This is a genomic window from Actinoplanes sp. CA-015351 (assembly GCF_050955685.1).
In the GTDB taxonomy this organism is placed as follows: Bacteria; Actinomycetota; Actinomycetes; order Mycobacteriales; family Micromonosporaceae; genus Actinoplanes.
Genome location: NZ_CP192102.1, coordinates 2,847,482 through 2,870,625 on the forward strand (window position 1 = coordinate 2,847,482; position 23,144 = coordinate 2,870,625).

Sequence of the window (23,144 nt, forward strand, 5' to 3'; positions counted from 1 at the left end):
CCGGGAGCCGATATGGACAACGTCGCGATCATCGGGGCCGGACTGGCCGGCCTGACCCTCGCCGCCGCACTTCGCGCCGAGGGCCGCCCGGTCACGGTGTGGGAGCAGGCGGACGCCTTCGGCCCGGTCGGCGCCGGCATCCAGCTGGCGCCCAACGCCACCAGACTGCTGAACCGGCTCGGCCTGGCCGAGCACCTGCGCAAGGTCGCGGTCCGCCCGGAGGCGATCGAGCTGCGCCGCTGGGACGACGACAGCGTGATCGCCCGGACCGAGCTGGGCGCATCCTGCGAGCAGGAGTACGGCGCGCCCTACTACACCGTGCACCGGGCGGACCTGCACGACGGGCTGCTGCGGCTGCTCGACCCGGCAACGGTACGAGCCGGCGCACGCTGCACCGCGGTCACCGGCGGCGACGACGGTGCCACCGTCACCTTCGCCGACGGGTCGGTCCACCGAGCCGGGCTCGTCGCCGGCGCCGACGGGATCCACTCGGTCGTGCGAGCCACGCTGATGACCGACGAGCCACGGTTCTCCGGGCAGAGCATCCTGCGCGCCGTGGTGCCCGCCGGCGACGTGCCGTTCCTGCTCACCGAGCCGAAAGTGGTGCTCTGGCTGGGCCCGCATCAGCATGTCGTCTGCTATCCGGTCAGCGGCGGGAGGTCGGTCAGCTTCGGCGCCACGATGCCGGCCGGCGGGTGGTATCCGGAATCGTGGTCGAGCCCCGGGTCGATAACCGACCTGGCCGAGGCGTACCGGGACTGGCATCCGCGGGTGCGCCGGCTGATCGGCGCCGCCGGTTCGGTCAGCCGCTGGGCGCTGCACGACCGGGATCCGGTGCCGCGCTGGAGCGGGCGACGGGTCACCCTGGTCGGCGATGCCGCCCACCCGATGCTGCCGTTCCTCGCGCAGGGCGCCAACCAGGCGGTGGAGGACGCCGCGGTGCTGGCCCGATGCCTGACCGCCGCGCCGGTACCGGACGCGCTGCGGTCTTACGAGCGGCTGCGCCGCGAACGGGTGGACCGGGTGCACGAGATCTCCCGGCGTAACGCGACAGTGCTGCACCTGGCCGACGGCGCCGGCCAGCGCCGCCGCGACGGGGAACTCTCCCGCGAGCAGCGCCTGCGGGAACAGGCCTGGCTGTACGGATATGACGCACACGACCACGAGGTGACGGTGGCATGACACGACAACTGAGCAGCGGACTGTCCGGCCGGGTGGCGTTCGTGACCGGCGCGGCCCAGGGCATCGGCGCGGCCGTCGCCACGGCGCTGGCCCGTGAGGGTGCCGTGGTGGCGGCCGCCGACGTCGGCCTCGACGGCCTGCACGACACCGTCGGCAAGATCACTGCGGACGGGGCGGTGGCTCGGGCGTACCGGCTCGACGTGACCCGGCCCGGCGAGGCCGATGCCGTCCTCGACGACGTCGAACGGGACCTGGGCCCGGTTGCTGTGCTGGTCAACGTGGCCGGCGTGCTGCGTACCGGGCCGATCCTGGAGATGACCGACGCCGACTGGCGTGCCGTGTTCGCGGTCAATACCGACGGGGTCTTCGCGGTGTCCCGCGCGGCCGGCGGGCGGATGGCACGGCGCGGCGATGGCGTCATCGTCACGGTCACCTCCAACGCGGCGGCGGTGCCCCGGATGCACATGGGCGCGTACTGCGCGTCGAAGGCCGCCTCGACCGCGTTCAGCAAAGTCCTGGCCCTGGAGCTGGCCGGGCACGGCGTCCGCTGCAACCTGGTGGCACCCGGGTCCACCGACACACCCATGCTGCGGTCGATGTTCACCGACGACTATGGGCCGCGCTCGGTGATCGACGGCGCCGCGGACAGGTACCGCACCGGCATCCCGCTCGGCCGGATCGCCACCGCGCAGGACGTCGCCGACGCTGTCGTCTTCCTCGCCTCGGAGCGGGCGCGGCACATCACCATGCAGGAGCTGCTCGTCGATGGAGGCGCCGCACTGGGCGGCTGAGAGAGGTGGACATGAGCATCCCGAAGATCGTCGCGTACCCGATGCCAGCCGGCGACGAGCTGCCGGCCAACACCGTCGGCTGGCAGCCGGACCCGGACCGCGCGGCCCTGCTGATCCACGACATGCAGCAGTATTTCGTCGATTTCCTTCCGGCCGGCGCGAGCCCGCTGGTGCCGCTGGTCGCGAACATCCGCCGGATCCGCGAGACGGCGGCCCGGCTCGGCGTACCGGTCTACTACACCGCCCAGCCCGGCGGCATGTCACCGCAGGACCGCGGGCTGCTGCTCGACGTGTGGGGTCCGGGCATGGACGGCGACCCGGAGAAGCGCCGCATCGTCAGCGAGCTGGCCCCGCGTCCCGGTGACACCGTGCTGACCAAATGGCGCTACAGCGCCTTCGTCCGGTCCGACCTGGCCGAGCGGCTCGCCGCCACCGGCCGCGACCAGCTGATCGTCTGCGGTGTGTACGCGCACGTCGGCTGCCTGATGACCGCCGGCGACGCGTTCTCCCGCGACATCCAGCCGTTCCTGGTCGCTGACGCGGTCGCCGACTTCACCGCCGAGGAGCACCGGATGGCGCTGGATTACGCCGCCCGGCGCTGCGCCGCGGTGCTGAGCACCGGCGCCGTGCTGGCGAGCCTGGGCGCCGAGCACGCGAGGGTGTGAGCGGACCGGCCGGGCCCGTGCCCGGCCGGTCACCGGCTCAGACGTCGCGTGGCATCAGCCGGGCGATCTCCACCCGGGAACGGACCCCGAGTTTCCGGAAGATCTGTCGCAGGTGGTAGTTCACGGTGTGCGGTGACAGCGAGACCTGGCGCGAAGCCTGCTGGTTGGTCAGGCCCCGCCCGACCAGGTGAGCGATCGTACGTTCCATGTCGGTCAGCCCGGCCCAGCCGCTGCCCTCCCGCCTCGCGGCGCCGTTGCCGGGGTCCCGCCGCCGTACCCCGACGCGGCGCAGGGTGCTGCGGACCCGGGCCGACTCGCGTTGCGCGCCGATCGCGGTGAACGCGCTCAGCGCCGTCTGCAGGCTGTGCACGGCCGCGGCCTGATCCCCGGGGTCACCGTCGCGGAGCAGGACCGTTCCGTGGTCCTCCGCGGCGAGCGCCGCTGCCCAGGGATCCGGCTGGTTCTCCGGTACCCTCCGCAACGCCTGCGCGTCAGCGGCCGCCAGCGCCCGCACATGTGCCGCTGCGGCCCGCAGGGCCACGGCGGTCCGGCCGGCCGGGCATTGATCCACCGCTGAATCAAGGCCCGCGCTGACGGCCGCGACCAGTTCGTGGTCGCCGGCCCCCAGCGCCAGCCGGGTCAGCCAGGGCGCCGCGCCGGGTTCCTCCAGGTACAGCACGGCCCGGCCGGCCAGCGCGGTGGCGGCCGGACCGGCCGCCTCCGTGTCCCGGCCGTCCATGGTGACCAGCAATTCCACCCAGTCGAGGAACGTGGTGGGCAGGGCCGGTTCCTCGGTGAGCGCGGACCGGCCCAGCACGGCGTGCCGCCGGGCACCTGCCGGGTCGCCGGCGCGCAGCGCGGTGACCGCCAGCACCGCGCGGGCCAGGGGCGTGCCGAGTGGGTCGCCGTCGCGGATCGCCGCCTCGGCCTCGGCCCGGGCCGCGTCGGTACGGCCCTGCCGCAGCGCCAGCCGGGCCCGCAGCGCCGCCGGCACCGCCTGCCCGGCCTCCGGCTCCACCTGCCGGATCAGCTCGGCGGCGGTGTCCGGCTCGTCCGTGGCGATCAGCTGATAGGTGAGCACCATCCGGGCGTGGCCGCGCTGCCGCGCCGGCGTCTGCGGATCCTCGGACGCCCGGCGGGAACGGCACAGCGCCGAGGAGACGTCGCCGCGGTCCCATTCGCGTACCGACAGCAGCGCCGGATCCGGATCGTCGTCGTCGGCGTGCTGCTCGGTGATGCCGGCCCTCAGTTCGCCTCGCCTGATCTCGGCGCGCAGCGGGCCGAGCACGGGGCCCGGGATGCCGGCCAGCAACCGCCGCCGCAGGCCCGGGTCGGCGAAGACCAGGCTGCAGTCACGCACCACCAGCAGTCCGGAGCCGATCGCCTCGTCGATCGTCGGCAGCAGCGCCGCCACCGAGGTGAGCAGCACCTCCGCCACCTCGTCGATCGCCACTACCGGGCCGGCGACGGCGGCGACCCGCAGCAGCTGCTGGCATCCGGGCGACAGCCGGTCCACCACGCCGCGTGTGCCGGTCAGCTGCCGCCCGGCCGTGGACACCACGGCACGGCTCAGCCGGCCGGCCGTACCTCGCGAGTCCCCTCCGTGCGGCAATCGACGGCGTGGCCGATGCTCCGCGCGTTTGTGCCCCATTCCCACTGATGCTCCCCGTTGATGTCGTGACCGCCGTGGCGCCCGGGCTCAGTGCCGGGTCAGGCCGCAGACGGTGTCCAGGATCGTGTCCCAGTCGTCCGGTGCCCGGTCGTCGCGCCAGGCGACGTGCTGGTCCGGCCGGATCAGTACCAGATCGCGTTCCCATGCCCTCCTCACGTTGTCGTCGTCGATGATCAGGTAGGTCAGCGGGATGCCCCGGCGGGTGGCCCGCTCGGCCAGCGCGGCGCCGGTCTTGGCCCCGGAGAGGTCGACCAGGGTGTAACCGGGGCCGAGCAGGTCGTAGACGCCGGTGCCGTCGGGCAGGCGCAGGCTCGGCGCCCGGCCGCCCGGCCAGGTGGTCGGCACGATCCGACGCCACTGCCACGGCGGCGCCGCGCCGTCCTCGTGGCGTACCACCGGCGAGCCCTGGTAGCGGTATCCGCAGTGGATACCGACGTTCTCGATCTGGTACGCGTCCTCGGCGAGGAATCCGGCCAGCTGCTCGTCGCCGGCGCCCAGTCCGGCCAGGACCGGGAACCGGCGCCACACCTCGAGCAGGTTGAAACACATCTCCCGGTTGAACAGCGCCACCGGCCGGCGTTCGGCGTGGTAACTGTCCAGCAGTTGTTCACCGCCCCAGCCGGCCAGCCGGGCGGCCAGTTTCCAGCCGAGGTCTGCCGCGTCGGCCAGGCCGGTGTTGGCGCCGTGCCCGCCGGTCGGGAAGAACTGATGTGCCGCGTCGCCGGCCAGGAACACCCGGCCGTGGCGGTACGCCTCCGCGACACCGAGCCGGCCCTGCCAGTACGCCACGTCCAGCACGTTCAACCGCAGGTCGGCGCCGAGCCGGGCACGCAGCTCACCGACCGGGTCGGCGGCTCGGCGTACCCCGTCGGGCAGGGGGAACGCAGCCGTCCAGGTGTCCTGTTCGTCGCGTGAGACCAGGGTGACGCCGCCGGTGAGCACCGACAGGAAGTACCGCCCGTGCCGGCGCAGCACCGGGTCGTCGCTGGTGAAGTAGACGTCGCAGTGCCAGGCGCTGGGGCCGATGTCGTCGACGCCGATCCCGGCGGCGGCCCGGACCGCGCTGTTCGCCCCGTCGCAGCCGACCAGGTAACTGCCGCGCAGCTCACGGCTCTCGCCGGTGCTGCCGGTGACCTCGGCGACAACCGCGCCGGCCTCCTCGCGCAGCCCGGTGAACCGCACACCCTCGTACGTCTCGATCAGCGGGTGGGCGGCGGCGCGCTGCCGCAGGATCTCTTCGAGCAGCGCGCCGGTGATCCGCTGGTACGGCTCGGCGGGCCGGGATCCGTCGTTGTCGCGGGCGTCGGCGGCCCGGTGATCGTCGACCGACGGGTAGTGCCAGGTGGTGATCGGCGCGTCGCCGAGGGCCCGCCGCCAGTGGAAGGTGAACGGGTGCTCGGCGGCCACGCCGCGGCGGCGGATCTCGCCGGTCACCCCGAGCCGGCGCAGCAACTCCATGCTGCGGGCGTTGACGAAGTCCATCTTGGGATGCCGGGTCGGTGCCAGCGAGCGTTCGATGATCTGGCTGGGTGTGCCGTGCCTGGCGAGTTCGAGTGCGAGGGTGCACCCGACCGGGCCGGCGCCGACGATGAGCACGGGTTCGGTCGCGGTGCTCACCGCTGCTGCCCGGCCGGCTCGGCGGCGAGGCGGTGCAGCGTGTTCACGACCGCGACCAGGGTTGCCTCGACGAATTCACGCATCTGCGTGAGGAATTCGGGGTCAGCGGCGGCCTTGTCGGCGCCGGCCGCCGACAGTCGCAGGCTCAGCGTCAGGGCGGGCCCGTCCGGCCGGTCCGTGACGATGTTGCTGATCGTTTCCCACAGCGGCTCGGTGAGCTGCGCGAAGTCCATCCGGTCCGGTGGCGAGAACGTCACCCGTTCGCGCTGGCGGTCGGTGCCGCGTACGACGATCTCGCGCAGCAGCCCGTCGGGGTACCGCTCGAGGACAGTGCAGCCGGTGACGGCGGGGAGGAACGGCACCGGGTCGGCCGCCTTGTAGACGAGGCCGGCCCACAGTTGCTCGCGGGTGAGGCGTACCGGAAGTGTGCTGGTGATGGGATCCATGACCTGCCCGTAGCTCGTCGGAATGGTGCGATGCCGGCGCCCGTGCCGCTCGGCCGGACGGTGCGCACGGCTGCTTGCCAATCTCGCTCAGGCCGGGCACGGCTACATCCCGTGTTCCCGTGACTTTGTTGTGTCACATCGATGAAGGTAGCCGTCGTTGGCTCGGCGTGACCGTCGTGACGTCGACAGTGCACATCCGGATATCACGAAGGCGCGTGATGCCCGCGCATGCCGCCGCGCACGAGGATCGGTGCGGATCCACGCCTTGTGAGGAGAACGAATGTCGAACGGTAAGACGGCGATCGTCACGGGAGCATCCCGCGGTATCGGCCGGGCGGTCGCGCAGCGGCTGGCTCAGGACGGCTTCCGCGTGGTGGCCCACTATCAGAACAGCAAGGACGCCGCCGAGGAGGTCGTGCGAGGCATCGTGGACACCGGCGGCCAGGCGGTCTCGGTCGCCGGAGACGTGTCGGTGGCCGCCGACGTGGCCGCGCTCTACGAGTTCGCGCGTGACCAGTTCGGCGGCGTCGATGTGGTGGTCAACAACGCCGGCGTGGTCACCGGCGGGCCCGTGCAGTACATCTCGGAGCAGGACTTCGACCGGGTCGTCGCGGTGAACCTCAAGAGCGTCTTCCTGTCCGCGCAGCAGGCGGTCAACGTGCTGCCGCAGGGCGGGCGCATCATCAACATCGGGGCCGGCCTGCCGGCCGCCGCGGTGGCGATGCTCGGCGTCTACGGCGCCACCAAGGCCGGAGTCGAGGTGCTGACCCGGTCGCTGGCGCATCAGCTCGGCCCGCAGGGCATCACCGTGAACGCGGTGGCTCCCGGCCCGACCGACACCGACATGCTGTCGCCGGACGCCCGGGCCAACCTGGACCAGCTGATCAGCAACACGCCGCTGCGCCGGCTCGGCCAGCCGGCCGACGTGGCCGCGGTGGTCGGGTTCCTGGCCGGCCCGGACAGCGGCTGGGTGACCGGGCAGACCCTGCACGCCGACGGTGGCGTTCTCTGACGTCTGCTCTTCCGCCGCACCGGGCCGCGGTCCCGGTGCGGCGTTCAGTGTGAACAAACGCATGTGTACGGGGGAGGAAGAAAGTGCGTGCTATCTCGCGGAGACGCCTGCTCGGTGCGGCCGGGCTGGCCGGGGGAGCGGCGGCCGGCCTGACCGGGGGAGCGGTGGCCGGCCTGACCGTCCCGGCGGTGGCCTGGGCGGCCGAGGCGGACGAAGCGGCCGGCGGCATACCCGGCGTGACGGTGAGCCCCGGTGACGTGCGGTACCCGGATCTGAGCCGGGGCACCAACCTGAGGTTCACCGGCACACCGGATCGCATCCGGCTGGTCACCTCGACACCGCAGGTGGTTGCCGCGGTGCGGGAGGCGGTCAGCTCCGGCAAGCGGTTCGCGGTCCGCAGCGGCGGTCACTGTTACGAGGACTTCGTGGCCGGCCCGGAGATCCGGATCGTGATCGATCTATCGCCGATGTCGGCGGTCACGTTCGACGCCGCGCGTAACGCCTTCGCGGTGGAGGCCGGCGCCACTCTGGAGCAGGTCTACAAGGCGCTGTTCCGGGGCTGGGGCGTGACGCTGCCCGGTGGCTCGTGCCCGTCGGTCGGCGTGGGCGGGCACATCGCGGGCGGCGGGTACGGCCCGCTGTCGCGCCGGCACGGCCTGACCGTCGACCACCTGTACGCCGTGGAGGTCGTCACCGTCACCGCGGCCGGCGAGGTCCGTGTGGTGGTCGCCACCCGAGAAGCGAACGACCCGAACCGCGACCTGTGGTGGGCGCACACCGGCGGTGGCGGGGGCAACTTCGGCATCGTGACCCGGTACTGGCTGCGTACCCCCGGCGTCACCTCGACCGACCCGGCCCGGCTGCTGCCCCGGCCGCCGTCCGAGGTGATCGTGGCCGACCTGGTCTGGTCGTGGAACGGGCTGACCCAGGACGGCTTCACTGCCCTGCTGCGTAACTTCGGCACCTGGCTGGAGCGCAACAGCGCGCCCACCTCGCCGTACGCCGGTCTGTTCAGCCAGCTCAAGCCGCAGCACCGGGTGGCCGGGCAGTTCACCCTGACCACCCAGATCGACGCGACGATCAGCGGCGCGGACCGGCTGCTCGACGACTTCCTGGCCGCGATGGCGGCCGGGGTGGGACAGACCCCGTTCGTGCTGGAGCGCCGCCGGCTGCCCTGGCTGCACGCGTTCGAGTGGCCCGGCTTCACCGGCGGCCGCAACCCCACCTGGCGCTTCAAGATCAAGTCGGCGTACCTGAAGCGGTCGTTCACCGACGCGCAGATCGGCGCCATCCACCACCACCTCACCCGTACCGACTATCAGCACCCCGGCGCGTTGATGCTGATCAGCAGCTACGGCGGTGCGATCAACGCGGTGCCGGCGGACGCCACCGCGGTCCCGCAGCGCGACTCGATCCTCAAGCCGCAGTTTCTCGCCTCCTGGACCGATCCGGCCGACGACGCCCGGCACCTGGCGTGGGTACGCGAGCTCTACCGAGACGTGTTCGCTGTCACAGGTGGCGTCCCGGTTCCGGGTGACCAGACCGACGGCGCGTACATCAACTATGCCGATGTGGACCTCGCCGACCCGGCGTTGAACACCTCCGGTGTGCCCTGGCACGAGCTCTACTACAAGGGCGGGTACTCCCGGTTGCGCCAGGTCAAGGCCCGCTGGGACCCGGCGGACCGGTTCCGCCACGCTCTGTCGGTCAGGTTGCCGTCCTGATCGGCGCACCCCGGCCCGGGCACCCCGCAGCCCGGGCCGGGGTGCGTACCCGAGGTGACGCTACGGTTACTCTCATCGATGGGCCGCCACCGGCACCATTCCGAATCATCCCGTTCTGACGGTATTGTCGGGTCGGATTCGGTATGACGAGAGGCGCTGACCAATGCCACGTCCCTTTCCCCTGGTCGGCCGCGACGACGCACTGACCGTGCTCGACGGCGCGCTCACCGCCGCCGAGGCGTCCGAAGGTGGCTGTGTCGTCATCGACGGCCCGGCCGGGATCGGCAAGACCCGGCTGCTCACCGCGGCCACCACCGCCGCCGGAACCCGCGGCATCGCGGTCGCTGCCGGCCGGGCCACCGAACTGGACCGGGTGGCGCCGCTGACCACCCTGCTCGCCGCGCTGCGCGGCTCCGAGCCGGCCGTGCTCGACGAGAGCCGGATGGCCGGCCTCACCCGGCACCAGGACGCCAAGTTCTGGGTCCTCGACCAGCTCTGCGAACGCCTGGAGCGGTACTGCCGCAACCGCTCCCTGGTGATCGCCGTCGACGACGTGCAGTGGGTCGACGAACTGACCGCGCTCGCGCTGCGGGTGATGGTCCCCGCGCTGCGCTCGGTGCCGCTGCTCTGGCTGCTGTCGCGCCGCTCGCAGACCGCACGCACCCCCGCCGCGGCCACCGTCGACTGGCTGATCGGCGAAGGCGCCCAAGTGATCAACCTGCAGCCGCTCGGCCCGTCGCCGACCGCCGAGCTGTGCGCCAACGTCCTGGGCCACCACCCCGGCCCCGGGCTGCTGCGGCTCGCCGAAGGCGCCGGCGGCAACCCGTTCCTCATCGAGGAACTGCTCACCACGCTGCGCCGCGCCGGCCGGATCCGCACCACCGGCGGGTCGGCCGAGGTCACCGACGGCCCGCTGCCGACCGATTTCGTCGCCACCGTGGAACGCCGCCTCGGCGAACTGCCCGGCGAGGTACGCCGCCTGCTGGAAGCCGGCGCGGTGCTGGGCCGCCCGTTCACCCTGCACGAGGCGGCCGGCCTGCTCGCCCGGCCCACCGTCGAGTTGCTCGACGCCACCCGCGCGGCCGTCGACGCCGACGCCCTGGTGGACAGCGGCACCTCGCTGTGGTTCCGGCACAACCTGATCCGGGAGGCGGTCTACGACGGCCTGCCGGGATCCGCGCGCCAGGCCCTGCACCGCGAGGCGGTGACCGTGCTCAAGACCGAGGGCCGCCCGGCCGCCGAGATCGCCGAGCACTTCGTGCACGGAGCACAGCAGGTCGGCCCGCAGTCGCTGCGGTTGCTGCGCACCGCGGTCGACGAGGTCGCACACTCCGCACCCGGCGCCGCTGCCGACCTGATCCTGCGTACCCTCGACCTGCTGCGTGGCGACGACCCCGGCCGGCTGCAGCTGATCGCCGACGCGATCCGGCTGCTCGCCTCCGCCGGGCGGCTCGGCGAGGCGCAGAAACTCGGCGACATCTACCTGAGCTGCGGGCTGTCCGCCCCCGACGAGGCCGCGATCCTGCTCGGCCTGGCCGAGGCGCTCAAACACGCCGGCCATGACCGGGAAGTGGTCGCGCTGACCCAGCGCGCGCTGTGCCGCGAGGGCGTGCCCACCCACGACCACGCTCACCTGCTCGGCGTCCAGGCGCACGGCATGCTGCAGCTCGGCGAGCTGGACGAGGCACAGAGCGCGGCCGCCCGGGCCGTCGAACTCGGCCGCCTCGCCGGCATCCACCCGGCCGTCGTCGTCGGCGACGTCGCCAGCAGCGCCGCCGCTTACGCCCGCGGCGACCTGAACCTGGCGCTGCGGCACGCCGACGAGGCGGTCACCCTCGCCGACCGGGTCCGCGGCGAGGCATCGCACCGGCACCCGCGGCTCTGGCTGGGCCGGGCCCTGGTCGCGCTGGACCGTACCGACCGGGCCCAGCACGTCTACGAGGCCGACCGGCAGATCGCCGAGCAGCTCGGCACCGTCTGGTCCCAGCCGCTGTCCCAGCTCTTCCAGGCCGACCTGCTGCTGAGCACCGGCCAGCTGGGTGACGCGGAAGCCGCCGCCGAGGCCGGCCTGCTCGCCGCCGAACAGCTGGGCGCCACCGCCTGCGCACCGGCCCTGCTCGCCACCCTCGCCCACCTCGCGGTCCGCCGGGAGGATGGCGAGGCCGCCCGGCGCCACCTCGACCGGGCCCGGCTCTACCTGGACTCCGGCGTCTGCGCCACCGACGAGGAGGTCGGCTGGGAAACCGCGCTCTACCACGACGCCGACGGGCGCCCGGCGGATGCCTACGAGGCGATCAGGGGCATCTATCCGGCTCTCGACGAGCGCCCCTACCTGCTGGTTCAGGAACCGCTCGCGGCCGCGTACCTGATTCGCTTCGCCCTTGCGGTCGGTGCCCGCGAGCAGGCGCAGATGGTGGTGGACGCGGCCCGCGCGGCCGCCGGCCGCAATCCGGGCGTGGCCTCGCTGGCCGGCGCCGCGCTGCACGCCCACGGGCTGCTGCACAACGACCTGGACGCGCTGCGTGCCTCGGTGACCGCCTACCGGATCAGTCCGCGGCCGCTGTGCCGGGCGTCGGCATGTGAGGATCTGGCCGCGGCCGAGCGGTTGCGCGGCGATGCAGCCGCGGCTCCCGGCCTTCTCGATCAAGCCCTTTCCCTGTACGCGGAATCGGGCGCCCAGCGCGACGCCCAGCGCGTCCAGTCCCGCCTCCGGCGCACCCGTTCACGCCGCCCGGCCGGTCAGGTGGCCGCACGCCGTCCCAAGAGTGGCTGGGCCAGCCTGACCGAGTCCGAGCTGCGGGTCGCGAGGCTGGTCGCGCAGGGCCGCACCAATCGGGAGGTGGCCGCTCAGCTGTTCCTGTCCCGGCACACGGTGGACAGCCATATCCGGCACGCGTTCGCCAAACTGAGGGTGTCCAGCCGGGTCGAACTGGCCCGGCTGGTCCTCGAGAACGACCGGGAGGCCGTCAGCCCTGCCGTCAGCCCTGCCGTGCGCTGATCAGCCGGGTCAGCAGCATGCCGAGCACCGCCGCCACGACCGCGCCCCACAACGCCCAGGTGTATCCGGCGACCAGCGCCTCGGTGTGGCCGAGCTGGTCCGCGACCGCCCGTGTCCGGCTGTCCGCGACGACCGCCAGCACCGCCAGCCCCAGTGCGCCGCCGGCCTGGTACGACGTGGTCGCCAGACCGGCCGCGGCGCCGGCGATCGGACCGTCGATGCCCATCGTGCACACCACGAACGACGAGACGATCGACATGCCGAGCCCGAACGCCCACACGGTCGCCGGCACCACGAACGCCAGCACGATCGAGCGCTGCTCGTCGATCAGCAGCGCCCACGCGGTCAGCGCCACCGCCTGCACCAGCAGGCCACCGGCCAGCACGTTCGGCGGCCCGTGGCGCAGCAGCCGCGGCGCCACCTGGGTGCCGGCCAGCATCGCGAACGGCACCGGCAGGTAGATCAGCGCGGCGCCGAGCGAGTCGAAGTCGCGGACCTGCTGCAGGAACAACGTGATGATGAAGAACATCGAGATCAGCACCGTGCCGACCAGGGTGAAGATGATGTTGCCGACCACCACGTTGCGCCGGCTGAACAGCACGGTCGGCAGCAGCGGATCCGCGGCCCGCCGCTGGCGTAGCACGAACGCCACGATCAGCAGCGCGGCCAGGGCGTACTCGATGATCGTCAGCGGTGACGCCCAGCCCTGAGCGCTGCCGCGTACCGTCGCGAGGATCAGCATGACCAGGCCGCCGGTCGCGGCGACCGCGCCGGGGACGTCCAGACCGTGTGCCGCGCCGCCGGCCGACGCCGGCAGCAGCCGCAGCGCCGCGACCAGCACGATCAGGCCGATCGGCAGGTTGATCAGGAAGATCCACTGCCAGGCCGCGGTGGTCAGCAGTCCGCCCAGGACCAGGCCGACCGGAGCGGCCACGCCGGCCATGCCGCTGAAGATGCCGATCGCCTTGTTGCGGCCGGCGCCCTCCGGGAAGATGTCCGTGATCAGCGCCAGCGCGGCCGGCGTGACCAGAGCGGCGCCCAGGCCCTGGAAGAACCGGCTGCCGACCAGCTGCCACGGCTCCGTCGACGCCGCGCAGGCGAGCGAGAACACGGTGAAGACCACGACGCCGGCGATGAAGAGCCGCCGCCGTCCCACGATGTCGGTGGCCCGCCCGGCCAGCAGCATGAAGCCGGCGAAGCCCACCAGGTAAGCGTCGACCACCCAGGCGATCGTCGTCGGCGTGAACCCGAGCGACTCACCGATGTGCGGCAACGCGATGTTGACGACGGATGCGTCCATCACCGACATGAACTCGATGAGCGCCAGAACCCAGAAAACCGCCCACGGACTACGCCGGACCGCACCCGGGGCCTGCGCCCGTGCGCCGACACCTGCAGAACTCATCGCCGAACCCACCTTCTGTTCACAACCACATGAGAGACAGCCACCATCGCCATCCTTCGGCGAAGGGGGGCGTTCTTTCATCACGCGTTGTCGTGATATCGGCTCCGTCCCGATCCGGGCGGCACCGCGTATATCCCAGAAACGCGGGATGCCCGCGCACGGTCCGGCAGGGGATGGTTCTCGCAGGCCACCACGTCCGAACACGGTCCGACGAAAGGCGCTCGCCATGGTTGTGTTCACCCACACGCTCCTCGTCAACGACGAGCGAGCCGACCATCCGGAAATCAAAATCGATCAGCTCTGGGAGCTATTGCTGTACAAGGCGCAGAATCCGGTCTCCTACGTCCCGTCCATCACCAAGGCCGAGGTGATCGAGCGCAACGGCGACGAATTCGTCAGGCGTATCGAACTGCGGGACTCGGTGACCGTCCGGGAACGGGTCACCACCGAACCGAAGCGCCGCATCGTCTTCACCCAGCTCGACAACCCCGACCTCACCACGATCACGAACGAGATCGGCGAGGACGGGCAAGGCCGGCTCACCTTCACCTTCACCGCCACGCTCTCCGCCGCCGGGGTCGAGCGCAGCCGCCGGGAGAGCGGCTTCATCGCGGAGAACGACCTGCTGTTCTACGACACCGCCCGGGCCACGGTGAACACCGTCCGGCTGTCCGCCGCCCTGGCCGAAGCCAAACACCTCTGAGGAGACCGTCATGGCAGTTGGTAGCGTCGTCCACTTCGAACTCCCCGCCGACGACCTGGACCGAGCCGGCGCCTTCTATGCCGGCGCGTTCGGCTGGACGTTCGGCGACCAGGGTGTCCCGGGCACCGCCACGGTCACCACCGGGCCGTCCGACGAGTACGGCCGGCCCACCGAGCCCGGCACGATCAACGGCGGCGCGGCGGTACGCGGCTCCGTGGTGAGCACCCCGCTGGTCACCGTCGAGGTCGCCGACATCGACGAGGCGCTGAGCCGGATCGAGGCCCTCGGCGGCAAGCGCTTGCAGGAGCGCACCCCGGTCGGCACGTACGGGTTCGTCGCGTACTTCACCGACCCGGAGGGCAACACCGTCGGCCTGTGGCAGAACGCCACGGCCTGACCCGTCCAGCCGCCGTCCGCCGGGGTCCCGCCGCGCGGACGGCGGCGCGTCGCTCACCGCTGATCCGGAGTGCCCGGTATTCCGGCGGGCGGTGCCGAGGTCGTGGCGGGAGCGCTGACGAACGAGGACAGCTTGGCGTTCAGGTAACGCTGCTCCGGCCCGCTCGCCGTCAACCGGGCCGCCATCCGGTACTGCTCCCGCGCGGCCCCGGGATCGCCCTTCAGCTCCAGCAGGTGGGCTCGGACGGCGTACAGGCGGTGGTGGCGGCTCATTGCCGGGTCGTCGGACAGCGGCTTCAGCATAGCCAGGGCTGCCTCGGGGGAGTGGGCCATCGCCACCGCCACCGCGTGGTTCAGCGTGACCGCCGGGCTGGGGGCCACCCGGGTCAGCATGTCGTAGAGCAGGCTTATCTGCAGCCAGTCCGTCTCGGCGTAGGTCGTCGCCTCGGCGTGGACGGCCGCTATCGCGGCCTGCAGCTGGAAGCGGCCTATGTGGCCCCTGGGCAGGGTCTTCTCCAGCAGGGACACGCCCTCGGTGATCAGGTCGCGCCGCCATCGGGTGCGGTCCTGGCCGGCCAGGGGGATCAGGTCGCCGGCTTCATCGGTACGCGCTGCCGACCTGGCCTGGGTCAGCAGCATCAGCGCCAGGGCGCCGGCCACCTCGGCGTGCTCCGGCAGGGCGTCGTGCAGCTGGCGGACCAGGCGGATCGCCTCCTCGGTGAGCCGCACGTCCTGCAGGTGCTCGCCGGAGGTCCGGGCGTAGCCCTCGGTGAAGATCAGGTGGCCGACGTCCAGGACGGCGGATACCCGGTCTGGCAGATCGTTGTCGGACGGCATGTCGAAGGTGGCGCCTGCCTGGCGCAGCAGCGCCCGGGCTCGCGTCAGACGCTGGGTCATGGTGCGGGCCGGTACCAGGTAGGCCGCTGCTATCTGTTCCACGCTCAGGCCGCCTACCGAACGCAGGCTGAGCGCTACCTGGGACGGGCGGGTCAGCGCCGGATGGCAGCACAGGAAGAACAGGCGCAGGGTGTCGTCACGGTCGTACGCGAGCGGCCCGTCGACGTCCTGGTGATGACGGGCCGCGTCCAGCCGCTCCCTGCGTACCCTCGAAGTCTCTGACCTGGCCTGGTCGATGAGCCGGCGGGCGGCGACGGTGATCAGCCACGCGCGGGGGTTGTCCGGAAGTCCGTCCTGCGGCCATTGGGTGGTCGCCGCCTCGGCGGCGTCCTGGAGCGCTTCCTCGCAGTCGCCCAGATCGCCGTATTTGCGCAGCAGGGCGGCCAGGACGTGGGGCGCCTCTCGGCGCCACACGTCAGCCAGATCAGAAGCGGTCACTGGTCGTCGCCGCCGGGCCACATGAGCTGGCGGAGCTCCACCGTCTCGTCGGGGCCGGAGAAGCGGGCGGCGACCTGTTCGGCGCGGGCCTGGCTGTCGACGTCGATGAGGAAGAAGCCGGCCAGGTGTTCCTTGGATTCGGAGTACGGGCCGTCGCTGACCAGGGGGTCGCCGTCGCGCCAGCGGTAGAGGCGGGCGCCGGACGGGTCGCCCAGGGCCTCGCCGCCGAGGAGTTCGCCGTTGGCCGACAGCTCGGTCATGACCTGCTCGAACTCGCCCTGCAGGCGGGCGCGGACGTCGGCGGGCAGGGCCTTGTGTGCATCCAGGTAATCGCTGGTCGGGTGGCCCCAGGGCTGCGGGTTCGAGTGGATCAGGATGACGTACTTCATGTCGGTCTCCCTCGTGTCGCGTTGCTTGTGACCGGTACGTCGGAGCGGTTCCACCGATGTCTACATGGTCCGGCGAAAAATTTTTGCCCCGGCGGCCCGAAACATTTATGACTCTCACTGTTGACATCGGTTAACAAACCGAACAATCTGTGAGAGCGCTCTCACAGATGAGGAGTCGGTCTTGCGAACCAGAATGAGATGGCTGACCGCCGTCGCCGCGCTGGCGGTGGCGGCACCGGTCGTGGCCGTGACGATGCCCGCCTCGGCGGCGTCGCCCGCGGTGCTGCCGGTGACCGTCACCAACAACACCGGCCGCGGCGACGCCGTGTTCCTCTACGTCATCGGCACCATGAACGGGCGCTGGGGGTACGTCAACACCGGTGGCGCGTTCACTCCGTGGCCCGCCGGCGGCAATCCGCCGGTGCCGGCTCCGGATGTGTCGATGGCCGGTCCCGGCAACGGCGGCACCACGACGATCCGTATCCCGAAGGGTCTGTCCGGCCGGGTCTACATGGCGATGGGCGACAAGATCAAGTTTTTCATCACCCCGGACGGCTTCGTCCAGCCGGCACCGTGGGCGCCCGGTGACCCGAACTTCAACACGCTCTTCGACACCAGCGAATTCACCTTCAACGACGCCGGACTGTGGCTGAACAGTTCGCAGGTCGACTTCTTCGGTATCCCGCACGCGGTCACCGTGACCAACGGCGCCGGGCAGACCAAGCGTACCGGCGACGTCGTCAACGACGGTCGCAACAAGGTCATCAACGCCGTCAAGGCTCAGCCGGGCTGGCAGGACTCGGTCATCACCCGCGCCGACGGCACGGTGCTGCGGGTGCTCGCGCCGGGCAAGGCCACCGACGCCGGGAAGTTCTCGCCGACCTATCTGGACGCGTACATCAACGCGGCGTGGAGCGCGTACACCAGCAAGACGCTGACTGTCGTGCCGCGCGAGAACGAGCCGAACCGCAAGTTCTTCGGCCGGACCGTCGGCAACACCATGCGCTTCACCGACAGCACGGGCGCCGAGGTCGCGACCGTCGACAAGCCCAGCACCGCGAACGTCTGGGGCTGCGACGGCGTCTTCAACGCCCCGAACGTCGCGCCGTTCATCCAGAGCGAGGTGCGTCGCACCATCTGCACCGCTTTGGTACGCGGAACGCTCGGACCGTCCACGGTGGAGCCTGTTTACGACGCCAGCGCGTTCTACAAGAACAGTGCGCCGAACCACTACTCCCGAATCATCCACGAGAACATGGTCGACGGTAAGGCGTACGGATTCGCCTATGACGACGTCGGTCACTTCGAGTCGCTGGTCAACGACGGTGACCCGCAGCAGGCCGGCATCATCATGAGCCCCTTCGGCGCCGGTGGGAATCCGCCCACCACGCCGCCGGCCACCGGCAACCGGATCCTCAGCAACTGGAACAACAAGTGCATCGACGTCAACGCCGGCAACTTCTCCGACGGGGTGCAGCTGCAGGTCTGGAACTGCAACAACTCCGCCGCGCAGGCGTGGACGTTCAACGGCAACACGATCAGCACGCAGAACAACAAGTGCATGGACGTCGCCTGGGGTGCGAGTGCCAACGGCACGGCCGTTCAGATCGCCACGTGCAGCGGGAACGCCGCACAGCAGTTCGTGCTGAGCGCCGCAGGCGACCTGGTCAATCCGCAGTCCAACAAGTGCGTCGACATCGCGGCGTGGAACGCGAACGACGGAGCCAAGCTGCATCTCTGGGACTGTGTCGGCGGCCTGAACCAGAAATGGCGCCGGGGCTGACCAGACCGGTCCGGAGGCCGCGCCCCTACCCTCTTCCGTAGGGGTGCGGCCAGGGGCGCTTTCATTGAAATAATTCACTGGTCCTGGCGGCGTCGGAATGGCTTCCAACAAGGCGAACTATTGTGGCCCGAAGAAGATCTGCATCTCGAAGATCGGCCGGCCGGGATAACGCTGATAAGAAACGCGCTGCCACTGAAGTGCCTGGATCTCAATGGAGCCATCATTTTTGGCAATCCATTGGGCTGCCCGATTGAACACCTCCGCCTCGCTGTCGCCGCCGATGTACACCGCCGCTACACTGTTATCCGGGCTTGCTTCCTCTGTCACCAGCCACCCCAAGCTTGAACTTCGCGCAGAAGCGCACAGAATTGCTGGTCCATTGTCAACGCTTCGGTTCGCGCTGGCGTTGTTGCCTTAGAAAAGCACCAAAAGCGCCAGTGCGCTGATGCCGATCACGAGTAGGCGGATTGACCACTTCATCTGAGCGAACTTGCGGTTCGCGATGAGGTTCGCCGCCCAGATCTGCGCGGCGACCGCTCGCTCAGTGGCTTCGTGGTCGGCCGCCGAATCGAGCCAGGCATCGACGAACCCCTCACGGTCGTCTCCGAAGTGCCGGGCAACCTGGCGGTAGTGATGCAATGATTCGCTCGCGCTCTCCTGCTGGCGTGGCACGAGCGTGTACAGCGCCAGCAGGGCGCTGAGGGCGATGGCGCACACTGCGGCGATGATGAGCCCATGAGTCCAGGCGTGACCGCTCCGGTCCCAGAGATTGCGGGCGGTCCAGAGTTGGCTGGCCAGGACGCCGGCGGCTGCCAGGACTGCCGCTGCCTTCACGTCGGCGAAGCGGATCAGTTCGTTGGCCTGCTGCAGCGCGGCCCGCCCGGCCTGGTCTATTCTGGAGTGGATTGCGTTGTCGTCGTAGATCATGCCTCCGCCTTTTGGCTTTGCCCAATTTCCAGGGCATCCAGCTGACCGGCGAGATCGCTCCGCTCGAAACTGCGGAAGACCACGTCCAGGTTGCGGACGAGATGGGCCCGGTCGTCTTCGCTGAGACCATCGAAGAAATCGCGTATCAAATCTGCGAGAGTGTCGTCGGTGGACGGGCCGATTGATTTGGTGGGCCGCAATACGTCGGCGATTGCGCCGAAATCCGTACTGTGTAATACCTGCAGATCCCGCGGGTGTCGAGTGTGCCAATACATTCGAGCTATGTCAGGCTTCGCAAATATTTCATCGCGCAGGAATTCTAAATAGCACAGCTCTTGTCGGCGTCTTTCTCGGTCCGCATTCTCTCGGCGGCGGGCGCGGCTGAGCGATCCCCACATCCGATCAGCCTTGGATAATGGGATCAGCAAGCGCCAGCAACTCGCTGAGATGGTCGCGGAGTTCGCGGCGATCGGGGTGGGCGGCATCCTCTCCGCTGGGTTGCCACGTGTACAGGATGCGCTGGAGTCGGACAACACGCTTACTCTCGCCGGACGAGTGCTGTACGACCTCGACGAAGAATCGAGTGGTCAGAGCTCGGTCGGCGTCAGAGCTCAGCGCACTCGTCAGGGTGGCCACGCCAAAATCTTCAGCCATGCCGAGCAGATCCTGATCTGTCAGTGCTTCGCTGAAAGCGCGTACGAGATCGCCGTACGTTCCGTTCTGTTCCGCCACGACGGCAAGGGGATGCACCTCGCTGGCAGCGAGCTTGCCGGCGATCCGCCATGCGGTTTCGCGGCGGCTCGGCTCACCACCCATCCAGGCCGTGACCGACTTGATGGTGCGGTCCCGCAGCTGCGGGCGCGTCCACAACTGTTCCACCGCCTTGATGACTTCTTCTCGAACGGAGCTGTCGCGTCGGTTCGCCAGGTGTCCCAGCCGGGTCAGCGAGTAGCGCGGGTAGGCCTCGGCCATCTCGCCCGCGCAGACTCGGGCGATCACCCATTGAAGTTTCACGTCGGTCGAGTCGGTGGAAGCCCAGTCGTACAACTGGGCTCGCACCTTCGGACCCACTTCGTCGCTGATGGCGGTTGCCGTAAGGGCTCGGAGGACAACGTCATGCAGGTGTTCCTCGTCGGCCCAGCGCTTCAATTCGTACAGCGGTGCTGCATCGTTGTGTTTCAGCACGATTTTGACCATCATCTCGACAATCTGGTTACCGAGATCCTGGGCCGCCTGCCGACTGCGGCCCACGGGGAGCCCCACGGCCCAATTCCACAGCTCCGTCCGGAAGCGGGTCTCCCGGTCGCCGTACAGGAAGGACAGCGCAGCCTCCGCATAGCCAGGCTTGTTAAAGCGCAGCAGCGTATCGTTTTCGTCGGCGTCGATGGCTTTCTTCAAAGCGTGCAGACCCGCTGCCGCGAGCCCTTCCGGGCGGTAACCGGGCGTCCCGTTCACTCTCTTCCCCAGCCCATCGATGAGGTCGAGGACCTGGTGTGCCGGTCGGCCCTCCAGCATGGCGGCTGCCGTGAGGAAGAGGCGTTCTCGGAGTCCATTCTGCTTGTCGTTGAACCACGACCCGAGAACCTCACGCCATCCCCGGTATGCGCCTAACGCGTCGGTGACCAGTTCGTCGACCGTGATCTCCTCGCCTGCCCCGGACGCCTCCTCGAGAATCCGAGCGAAGCGTGCCGCGTCGGCGACTGAGCCGCGGTCCAACAGTTCGGCAACCGTCGGATGGGCGAGCACAGCGTCCACGTTGAACGCCTTCCCGAACGGATGGTGCCGCAACACGTCAGGGCCAGACGGAGGAATTGCTTCGAGGTAGTACGGACCGACGAAGCCGCCGGCGGCCTGCCAGACGTCCGGAGTGGTGGTTACGATCAAGTGGGCGTCGAGGTCGGCAAGCGCTGCGGCGTGGCCTCGAATTTCGTCGGCTAGGTGTGGCCCGATGAGGCCGGGATGGCGAGGCAGCCGCAGCAGATACACGACTTCACGCTCGGCCGGGAGGTCAACGCCCGTGAAGCGGCCAGTCTGCTCTTCGTCGATGTGGATCCGCTCGAGTCGCCGGCCGGCCTCGCTGAACTCCTTGAGCAGTGCCTCGGCCGCTGTGCCCGCACCCGACCCTTCCTTGCCTGCTACGACCACGAAGGGTGACGCAGCCAGCAGGGCTGCGGCATCAGTGCGGTCCAGGTTCGTGCCCGTGGATGAGCGATAGGTGCGCGGCACCAGTCGTTCGAGTACTTCCTTGATGCGGCCACGGTCGAGCCGTTGTGCCACGATGAGCCGGTTCAGCAGGCGAGTCTCTTGCTGGTACGTGTGCATACCACCGTAATTGACACTCGCGTACTGCCCGTAATTTGTGAGTAGGGTCGTCTCGCTCATCGTGTTGCCCCTCCGCTCTGGTGCATGCCGCCGTGATTGATCTGTGCTGCCTGTCCGTAGTTGCTGCCGAGGAACGGCGAGGACGGGGTTGCCTCGGTGGGGTTCGCCGGATCGTCGGTCCCGGGGGAACCGCTTTGGAACGGACGGCCTGGTTGGGCCGGAAGATGGAGCCAGGCGGGCTGGTCGAACCCCTTGCCCATAACCCGGGCTGTCACGGAAACGAAGTTGTCGGGATGCAGGGCCGCGTATCGGCCGCGAACTACGTCCTCGTAAACCCGGTCTGAGATGATCAATGCGATGAGAGCGATCTCGGGACTGACGTCCCGGAGCGCTTCCTTGATCACGTCCGCGTCGAGTAGCCGGTGGGTGTCGTTGCGCGCCGCGCCGTTACCTGTACTCGACGGCGCCGCTGGGTCGACCGGCAAAGGGCCGACGTGCACGCTGACCCGTAGACGCAGTGGTACCTCGCCGGGGCGTTCAGCGCGGCGCTGTGCAAGTCGATTCTGGAGCAGCATCGGGAATGGATCGATGAGGAACGGGAGGATGCGGGGCGGCAGGCCGACGGCGAAGCCGTCGCCCGTGTCGCCGAAGAATGAGGGATCAGACCAATCGTCATCGAGTCCGGCATCACGCATCGCGTTTCCGACGACCGACTTGATGGCGGCCGACGTTTCCTCGTGGACGCTGCCAGGGAGTTTGGTGAAATCCTTGGCGTCTACGGCGAGGATTGCTCGATAGGGTGGCAGTGGACGGGACGAAGCACGGCTCAGCGTCATCGACTTGGCCTTTCCGATGGTGACTGGCTTACCAGGCCATCGTGTCGGGCGCCGGGCCCAAGCTCTGCCCACCATTGGGCGTTGGATGTGTGATCGGGCTATCACCCACTCGCGCGACGGCGAAGGCCTTGGATATCCAATATGGAGATACATCGGCGACCGGTATCAATGAGTTTTTCGGCCCTCAAGACGCCCAGGGCTAGGACGACTGCGTTGCGTGATGCCCCAACGAGGTCCGCGAGGTCTTGCTGAGGCAGGGCGATGGTCGTCGGCTCGGGCTCGATCGTCGTGGTGTCGTGCAGCCGGATGAGTGCCCGGGCTACCCGTTCCAGGACGGGCAAGATGGCCAATTCGGTGCGCTGACTATCAGACTCCCGTAGCCGTCTGAACGCATAGCGGGCGAAGCCGATGGCAACCTCCCGTCGTTCCAGGAAGCGCCGGAAGTCCGGTCCATGCAGCAGACGGCACGTGAGGATGGTGAGTGCGGACACTGATGCTGATCGCTGGCCGCCGTCGATGGCCGCGATGTCGCCGATCACATCACCCACGGACCGGACGGTCAGGACGGTCCGGCCACCTGCGACTTCACTCCGGACCACCTTGGCGGCCCCGGCCAGCAGGATGTAGACGTGGTCACCGCTGTCTCCCTGACGGCACAGCTGATCACCCGGACGGAATACTCGCCGCACGCCGGAGGTCTCAAGGCTGGCCCAGTCGGCCGTCGAAATGAAGGCGCGAAGCCCGTCAGCGACTGCTCGCTGTGCGTCAGGTGCCACACACTGACCGTATATTGTGGACGTGGACATGCGTTAGGCCTTATATCGATCATCACGTAGCTCCGGGATCGGACGGGGTGCGACGTTGCCCGGCTCTGGGCATCCAGGGCCGTTTATTTGGAGCGTGCCTTCTGTACGAGTATCGGACACGACTGCGCGGCGCGG

At 69.8% G+C, this 23,144-nt stretch carries 21 protein-coding genes; 9 read left to right on the forward strand and 12 right to left on the reverse strand.

Going from position 1 to position 23,144, the window contains the following annotated elements:
* The first annotated feature begins 12 nt into the window (after window positions 1-12).
* From ACQP2E_RS12755 to ACQP2E_RS12765, 3 genes are read left to right on the forward strand one after another with little or no spacing between them, the layout of a single operon-like run.
* A complete protein-coding gene (locus tag ACQP2E_RS12755) occupies window positions 13-1,182 on the forward strand; it encodes an FAD-dependent monooxygenase (protein ID WP_433831155.1) in 1,170 nt (389 codons plus the stop codon).
* Window positions 1,179-1,973 carry a 2,3-dihydro-2,3-dihydroxybenzoate dehydrogenase gene (locus tag ACQP2E_RS12760; RefSeq protein ID WP_433831157.1) on the forward strand — a complete coding sequence of 265 codons (795 nt, stop codon included), beginning with the start codon at window positions 1,179-1,181 and terminating at the stop codon, window positions 1,971-1,973. Before ACQP2E_RS12755 ends, ACQP2E_RS12760 begins: the two co-directional genes overlap by 4 nt.
* 11 nt (window positions 1,974-1,984) lie before the next feature.
* The gene (locus ACQP2E_RS12765) at window positions 1,985-2,638 is read left to right on the forward strand and encodes an isochorismatase family protein (protein WP_433831159.1); all 654 of its coding nucleotides are present in this window, start codon (window positions 1,985-1,987) and stop codon (window positions 2,636-2,638) included.
* Window positions 2,639-2,675: 37 nt separating this feature from the next.
* Here ACQP2E_RS12765 and ACQP2E_RS12770 read toward each other — a convergent pair whose 3' ends face one another.
* The 3 genes from ACQP2E_RS12770 to ACQP2E_RS12780 all read right to left on the reverse strand — a co-directional run bounded on the left by ACQP2E_RS12770 (window position 2,676) and on the right by ACQP2E_RS12780 (window position 6,373).
* Complete coding sequence (locus ACQP2E_RS12770) at window positions 2,676-4,199, reverse strand: helix-turn-helix transcriptional regulator (protein WP_433831161.1); 1,524 nt, start codon at window positions 4,197-4,199, stop codon at window positions 2,676-2,678.
* A 138-nt stretch (window positions 4,200-4,337) separates the two neighbouring features.
* Window positions 4,338-5,927, reverse strand: coding sequence for an FAD-dependent monooxygenase (locus tag ACQP2E_RS12775; RefSeq protein WP_433831163.1), 1,590 nt, complete (start codon window positions 5,925-5,927; stop codon window positions 4,338-4,340).
* Window positions 5,924-6,373 (reverse strand): SRPBCC family protein, encoded by a 450-nt coding sequence (locus tag ACQP2E_RS12780; protein WP_433831165.1) that lies wholly within the window; start codon window positions 6,371-6,373, stop codon window positions 5,924-5,926. The genes ACQP2E_RS12775 and ACQP2E_RS12780 overlap by 4 nt, the downstream gene beginning before the upstream one ends.
* 280 nt (window positions 6,374-6,653) lie before the next feature.
* Here ACQP2E_RS12780 and ACQP2E_RS12785 point away from each other — a divergent pair, with 280 nt between their 5' ends.
* From ACQP2E_RS12785 to ACQP2E_RS12795, 3 genes are all read left to right on the forward strand, one after another.
* Window positions 6,654-7,385, forward strand: coding sequence for a glucose 1-dehydrogenase (locus tag ACQP2E_RS12785; protein WP_433831167.1), 732 nt, complete (start codon window positions 6,654-6,656; stop codon window positions 7,383-7,385).
* Window positions 7,386-7,468: 83 nt separating this feature from the next.
* Window positions 7,469-9,109 carry an FAD-binding oxidoreductase gene (locus tag ACQP2E_RS12790; RefSeq protein WP_433831169.1) on the forward strand — a complete coding sequence of 547 codons (1,641 nt, stop codon included), beginning with the start codon at window positions 7,469-7,471 and terminating at the stop codon, window positions 9,107-9,109.
* A gap of 163 nt (window positions 9,110-9,272) precedes the next feature.
* Window positions 9,273-12,107, forward strand: coding sequence for an ATP-binding protein (locus tag ACQP2E_RS12795; protein WP_433831171.1), 2,835 nt, complete (start codon window positions 9,273-9,275; stop codon window positions 12,105-12,107).
* Here the strand turns inward: ACQP2E_RS12795 and ACQP2E_RS12800 are convergent.
* Window positions 12,088-13,512 carry an MFS transporter gene (locus tag ACQP2E_RS12800; RefSeq protein ID WP_433831173.1) on the reverse strand — a complete coding sequence of 475 codons (1,425 nt, stop codon included), beginning with the start codon at window positions 13,510-13,512 and terminating at the stop codon, window positions 12,088-12,090. The two genes, ACQP2E_RS12795 and ACQP2E_RS12800, sit on opposite strands and share 20 nt — an antisense overlap.
* Before the next feature lie 226 nt (window positions 13,513-13,738).
* Here ACQP2E_RS12800 and ACQP2E_RS12805 point away from each other — a divergent pair, with 226 nt between their 5' ends.
* Window positions 13,739-14,215, forward strand: coding sequence for an AtaL-like protein (locus tag ACQP2E_RS12805; RefSeq protein ID WP_433831175.1), 477 nt, complete (start codon window positions 13,739-13,741; stop codon window positions 14,213-14,215).
* A 10-nt stretch (window positions 14,216-14,225) separates the two neighbouring features.
* Window positions 14,226-14,612, forward strand: a complete 387-nt coding sequence (locus tag ACQP2E_RS12810; protein ID WP_433831177.1) for a VOC family protein — start codon at window positions 14,226-14,228, stop codon at window positions 14,610-14,612.
* A gap of 53 nt (window positions 14,613-14,665) precedes the next feature.
* Here ACQP2E_RS12810 and ACQP2E_RS12815 read toward each other — a convergent pair whose 3' ends face one another.
* Together ACQP2E_RS12815 and ACQP2E_RS12820 are read right to left on the reverse strand one after the other, a co-directional pair.
* Window positions 14,666-15,946 (reverse strand): RNA polymerase sigma factor, encoded by a 1,281-nt coding sequence (locus ACQP2E_RS12815; protein ID WP_433831179.1) that lies wholly within the window; start codon window positions 15,944-15,946, stop codon window positions 14,666-14,668.
* Window positions 15,943-16,335, reverse strand: coding sequence for a YciI family protein (locus ACQP2E_RS12820; RefSeq protein ID WP_433831181.1), 393 nt, complete (start codon window positions 16,333-16,335; stop codon window positions 15,943-15,945). Before ACQP2E_RS12820 ends, ACQP2E_RS12815 begins: the two co-directional genes overlap by 4 nt.
* Before the next feature lie 181 nt (window positions 16,336-16,516).
* Here ACQP2E_RS12820 and ACQP2E_RS12825 point away from each other — a divergent pair, with 181 nt between their 5' ends.
* The gene (locus ACQP2E_RS12825; RefSeq protein WP_433831183.1) at window positions 16,517-18,118 is read left to right on the forward strand and encodes a beta-1,3-glucanase family protein; all 1,602 of its coding nucleotides are present in this window, start codon (window positions 16,517-16,519) and stop codon (window positions 18,116-18,118) included.
* 117 nt (window positions 18,119-18,235) lie between these two features.
* Here the strand turns inward: ACQP2E_RS12825 and ACQP2E_RS12830 are convergent, their stop codons facing one another.
* The 6 genes from ACQP2E_RS12830 to ACQP2E_RS12855 form a co-directional block, all read right to left on the reverse strand.
* Window positions 18,236-18,445, reverse strand: coding sequence for a hypothetical protein (locus ACQP2E_RS12830; protein ID WP_433831185.1), 210 nt, complete (start codon window positions 18,443-18,445; stop codon window positions 18,236-18,238).
* Window positions 18,446-18,532: 87 nt separating this feature from the next.
* Window positions 18,533-19,045 (reverse strand): Pycsar system effector family protein, encoded by a 513-nt coding sequence (locus ACQP2E_RS12835; protein ID WP_433831187.1) that lies wholly within the window; start codon window positions 19,043-19,045, stop codon window positions 18,533-18,535.
* Entirely contained in the window at window positions 19,042-19,443 is a 402-nt protein-coding gene (locus tag ACQP2E_RS12840) for a hypothetical protein (RefSeq protein WP_433831189.1), read from the reverse strand. Before ACQP2E_RS12840 ends, ACQP2E_RS12835 begins: the two co-directional genes overlap by 4 nt.
* A gap of 4 nt (window positions 19,444-19,447) precedes the next feature.
* A complete protein-coding gene (locus ACQP2E_RS12845; protein WP_433831191.1) occupies window positions 19,448-21,427 on the reverse strand; it encodes a hypothetical protein in 1,980 nt (659 codons plus the stop codon).
* Window positions 21,424-22,203, reverse strand: coding sequence for a hypothetical protein (locus tag ACQP2E_RS12850; protein WP_433831193.1), 780 nt, complete (start codon window positions 22,201-22,203; stop codon window positions 21,424-21,426). The genes ACQP2E_RS12845 and ACQP2E_RS12850 overlap by 4 nt, the downstream gene beginning before the upstream one ends.
* Before the next feature lie 101 nt (window positions 22,204-22,304).
* Window positions 22,305-22,979 carry a Crp/Fnr family transcriptional regulator gene (locus ACQP2E_RS12855; protein ID WP_433831195.1) on the reverse strand — a complete coding sequence of 225 codons (675 nt, stop codon included), beginning with the start codon at window positions 22,977-22,979 and terminating at the stop codon, window positions 22,305-22,307.
* Between the last annotated feature and the right edge of the window lie 165 nt (window positions 22,980-23,144).

Bases quoted from the DNA above. Each gene is read 5' to 3' on its own strand.
- ACQP2E_RS12755 (WP_433831155.1), top strand. From the start codon at position 13: ATGGACAACGTCGCGATCATCGGGGCCGGACTGGCCGGCCTGACCCTC.
- ACQP2E_RS12760 (WP_433831157.1), top strand. From the start codon at position 1,179: ATGACACGACAACTGAGCAGCGGACTGTCCGGCCGGGTGGCGTTCGTG.
- ACQP2E_RS12765 (WP_433831159.1), top strand. From the start codon at position 1,985: ATGAGCATCCCGAAGATCGTCGCGTACCCGATGCCAGCCGGCGACGAG.
- ACQP2E_RS12780 (WP_433831165.1), bottom strand. From the start codon at position 6,373: ATGGATCCCATCACCAGCACACTTCCGGTACGCCTCACCCGCGAGCAA.
- ACQP2E_RS12785 (WP_433831167.1), top strand. From the start codon at position 6,654: ATGTCGAACGGTAAGACGGCGATCGTCACGGGAGCATCCCGCGGTATC.
- ACQP2E_RS12795 (WP_433831171.1), top strand. From the start codon at position 9,273: ATGCCACGTCCCTTTCCCCTGGTCGGCCGCGACGACGCACTGACCGTG.
- ACQP2E_RS12800 (WP_433831173.1), bottom strand. From the start codon at position 13,512: ATGAGTTCTGCAGGTGTCGGCGCACGGGCGCAGGCCCCGGGTGCGGTC.
- ACQP2E_RS12805 (WP_433831175.1), top strand. From the start codon at position 13,739: ATGGTTGTGTTCACCCACACGCTCCTCGTCAACGACGAGCGAGCCGAC.
- ACQP2E_RS12810 (WP_433831177.1), top strand. From the start codon at position 14,226: ATGGCAGTTGGTAGCGTCGTCCACTTCGAACTCCCCGCCGACGACCTG.
- ACQP2E_RS12820 (WP_433831181.1), bottom strand. From the start codon at position 16,335: ATGAAGTACGTCATCCTGATCCACTCGAACCCGCAGCCCTGGGGCCAC.
- ACQP2E_RS12835 (WP_433831187.1), bottom strand. From the start codon at position 19,045: ATGATCTACGACGACAACGCAATCCACTCCAGAATAGACCAGGCCGGG.
- ACQP2E_RS12840 (WP_433831189.1), bottom strand. From the start codon at position 19,443: ATGTGGGGATCGCTCAGCCGCGCCCGCCGCCGAGAGAATGCGGACCGA.
- ACQP2E_RS12845 (WP_433831191.1), bottom strand. From the start codon at position 21,427: ATGAGCGAGACGACCCTACTCACAAATTACGGGCAGTACGCGAGTGTC.
- ACQP2E_RS12850 (WP_433831193.1), bottom strand. From the start codon at position 22,203: ATGACGCTGAGCCGTGCTTCGTCCCGTCCACTGCCACCCTATCGAGCA.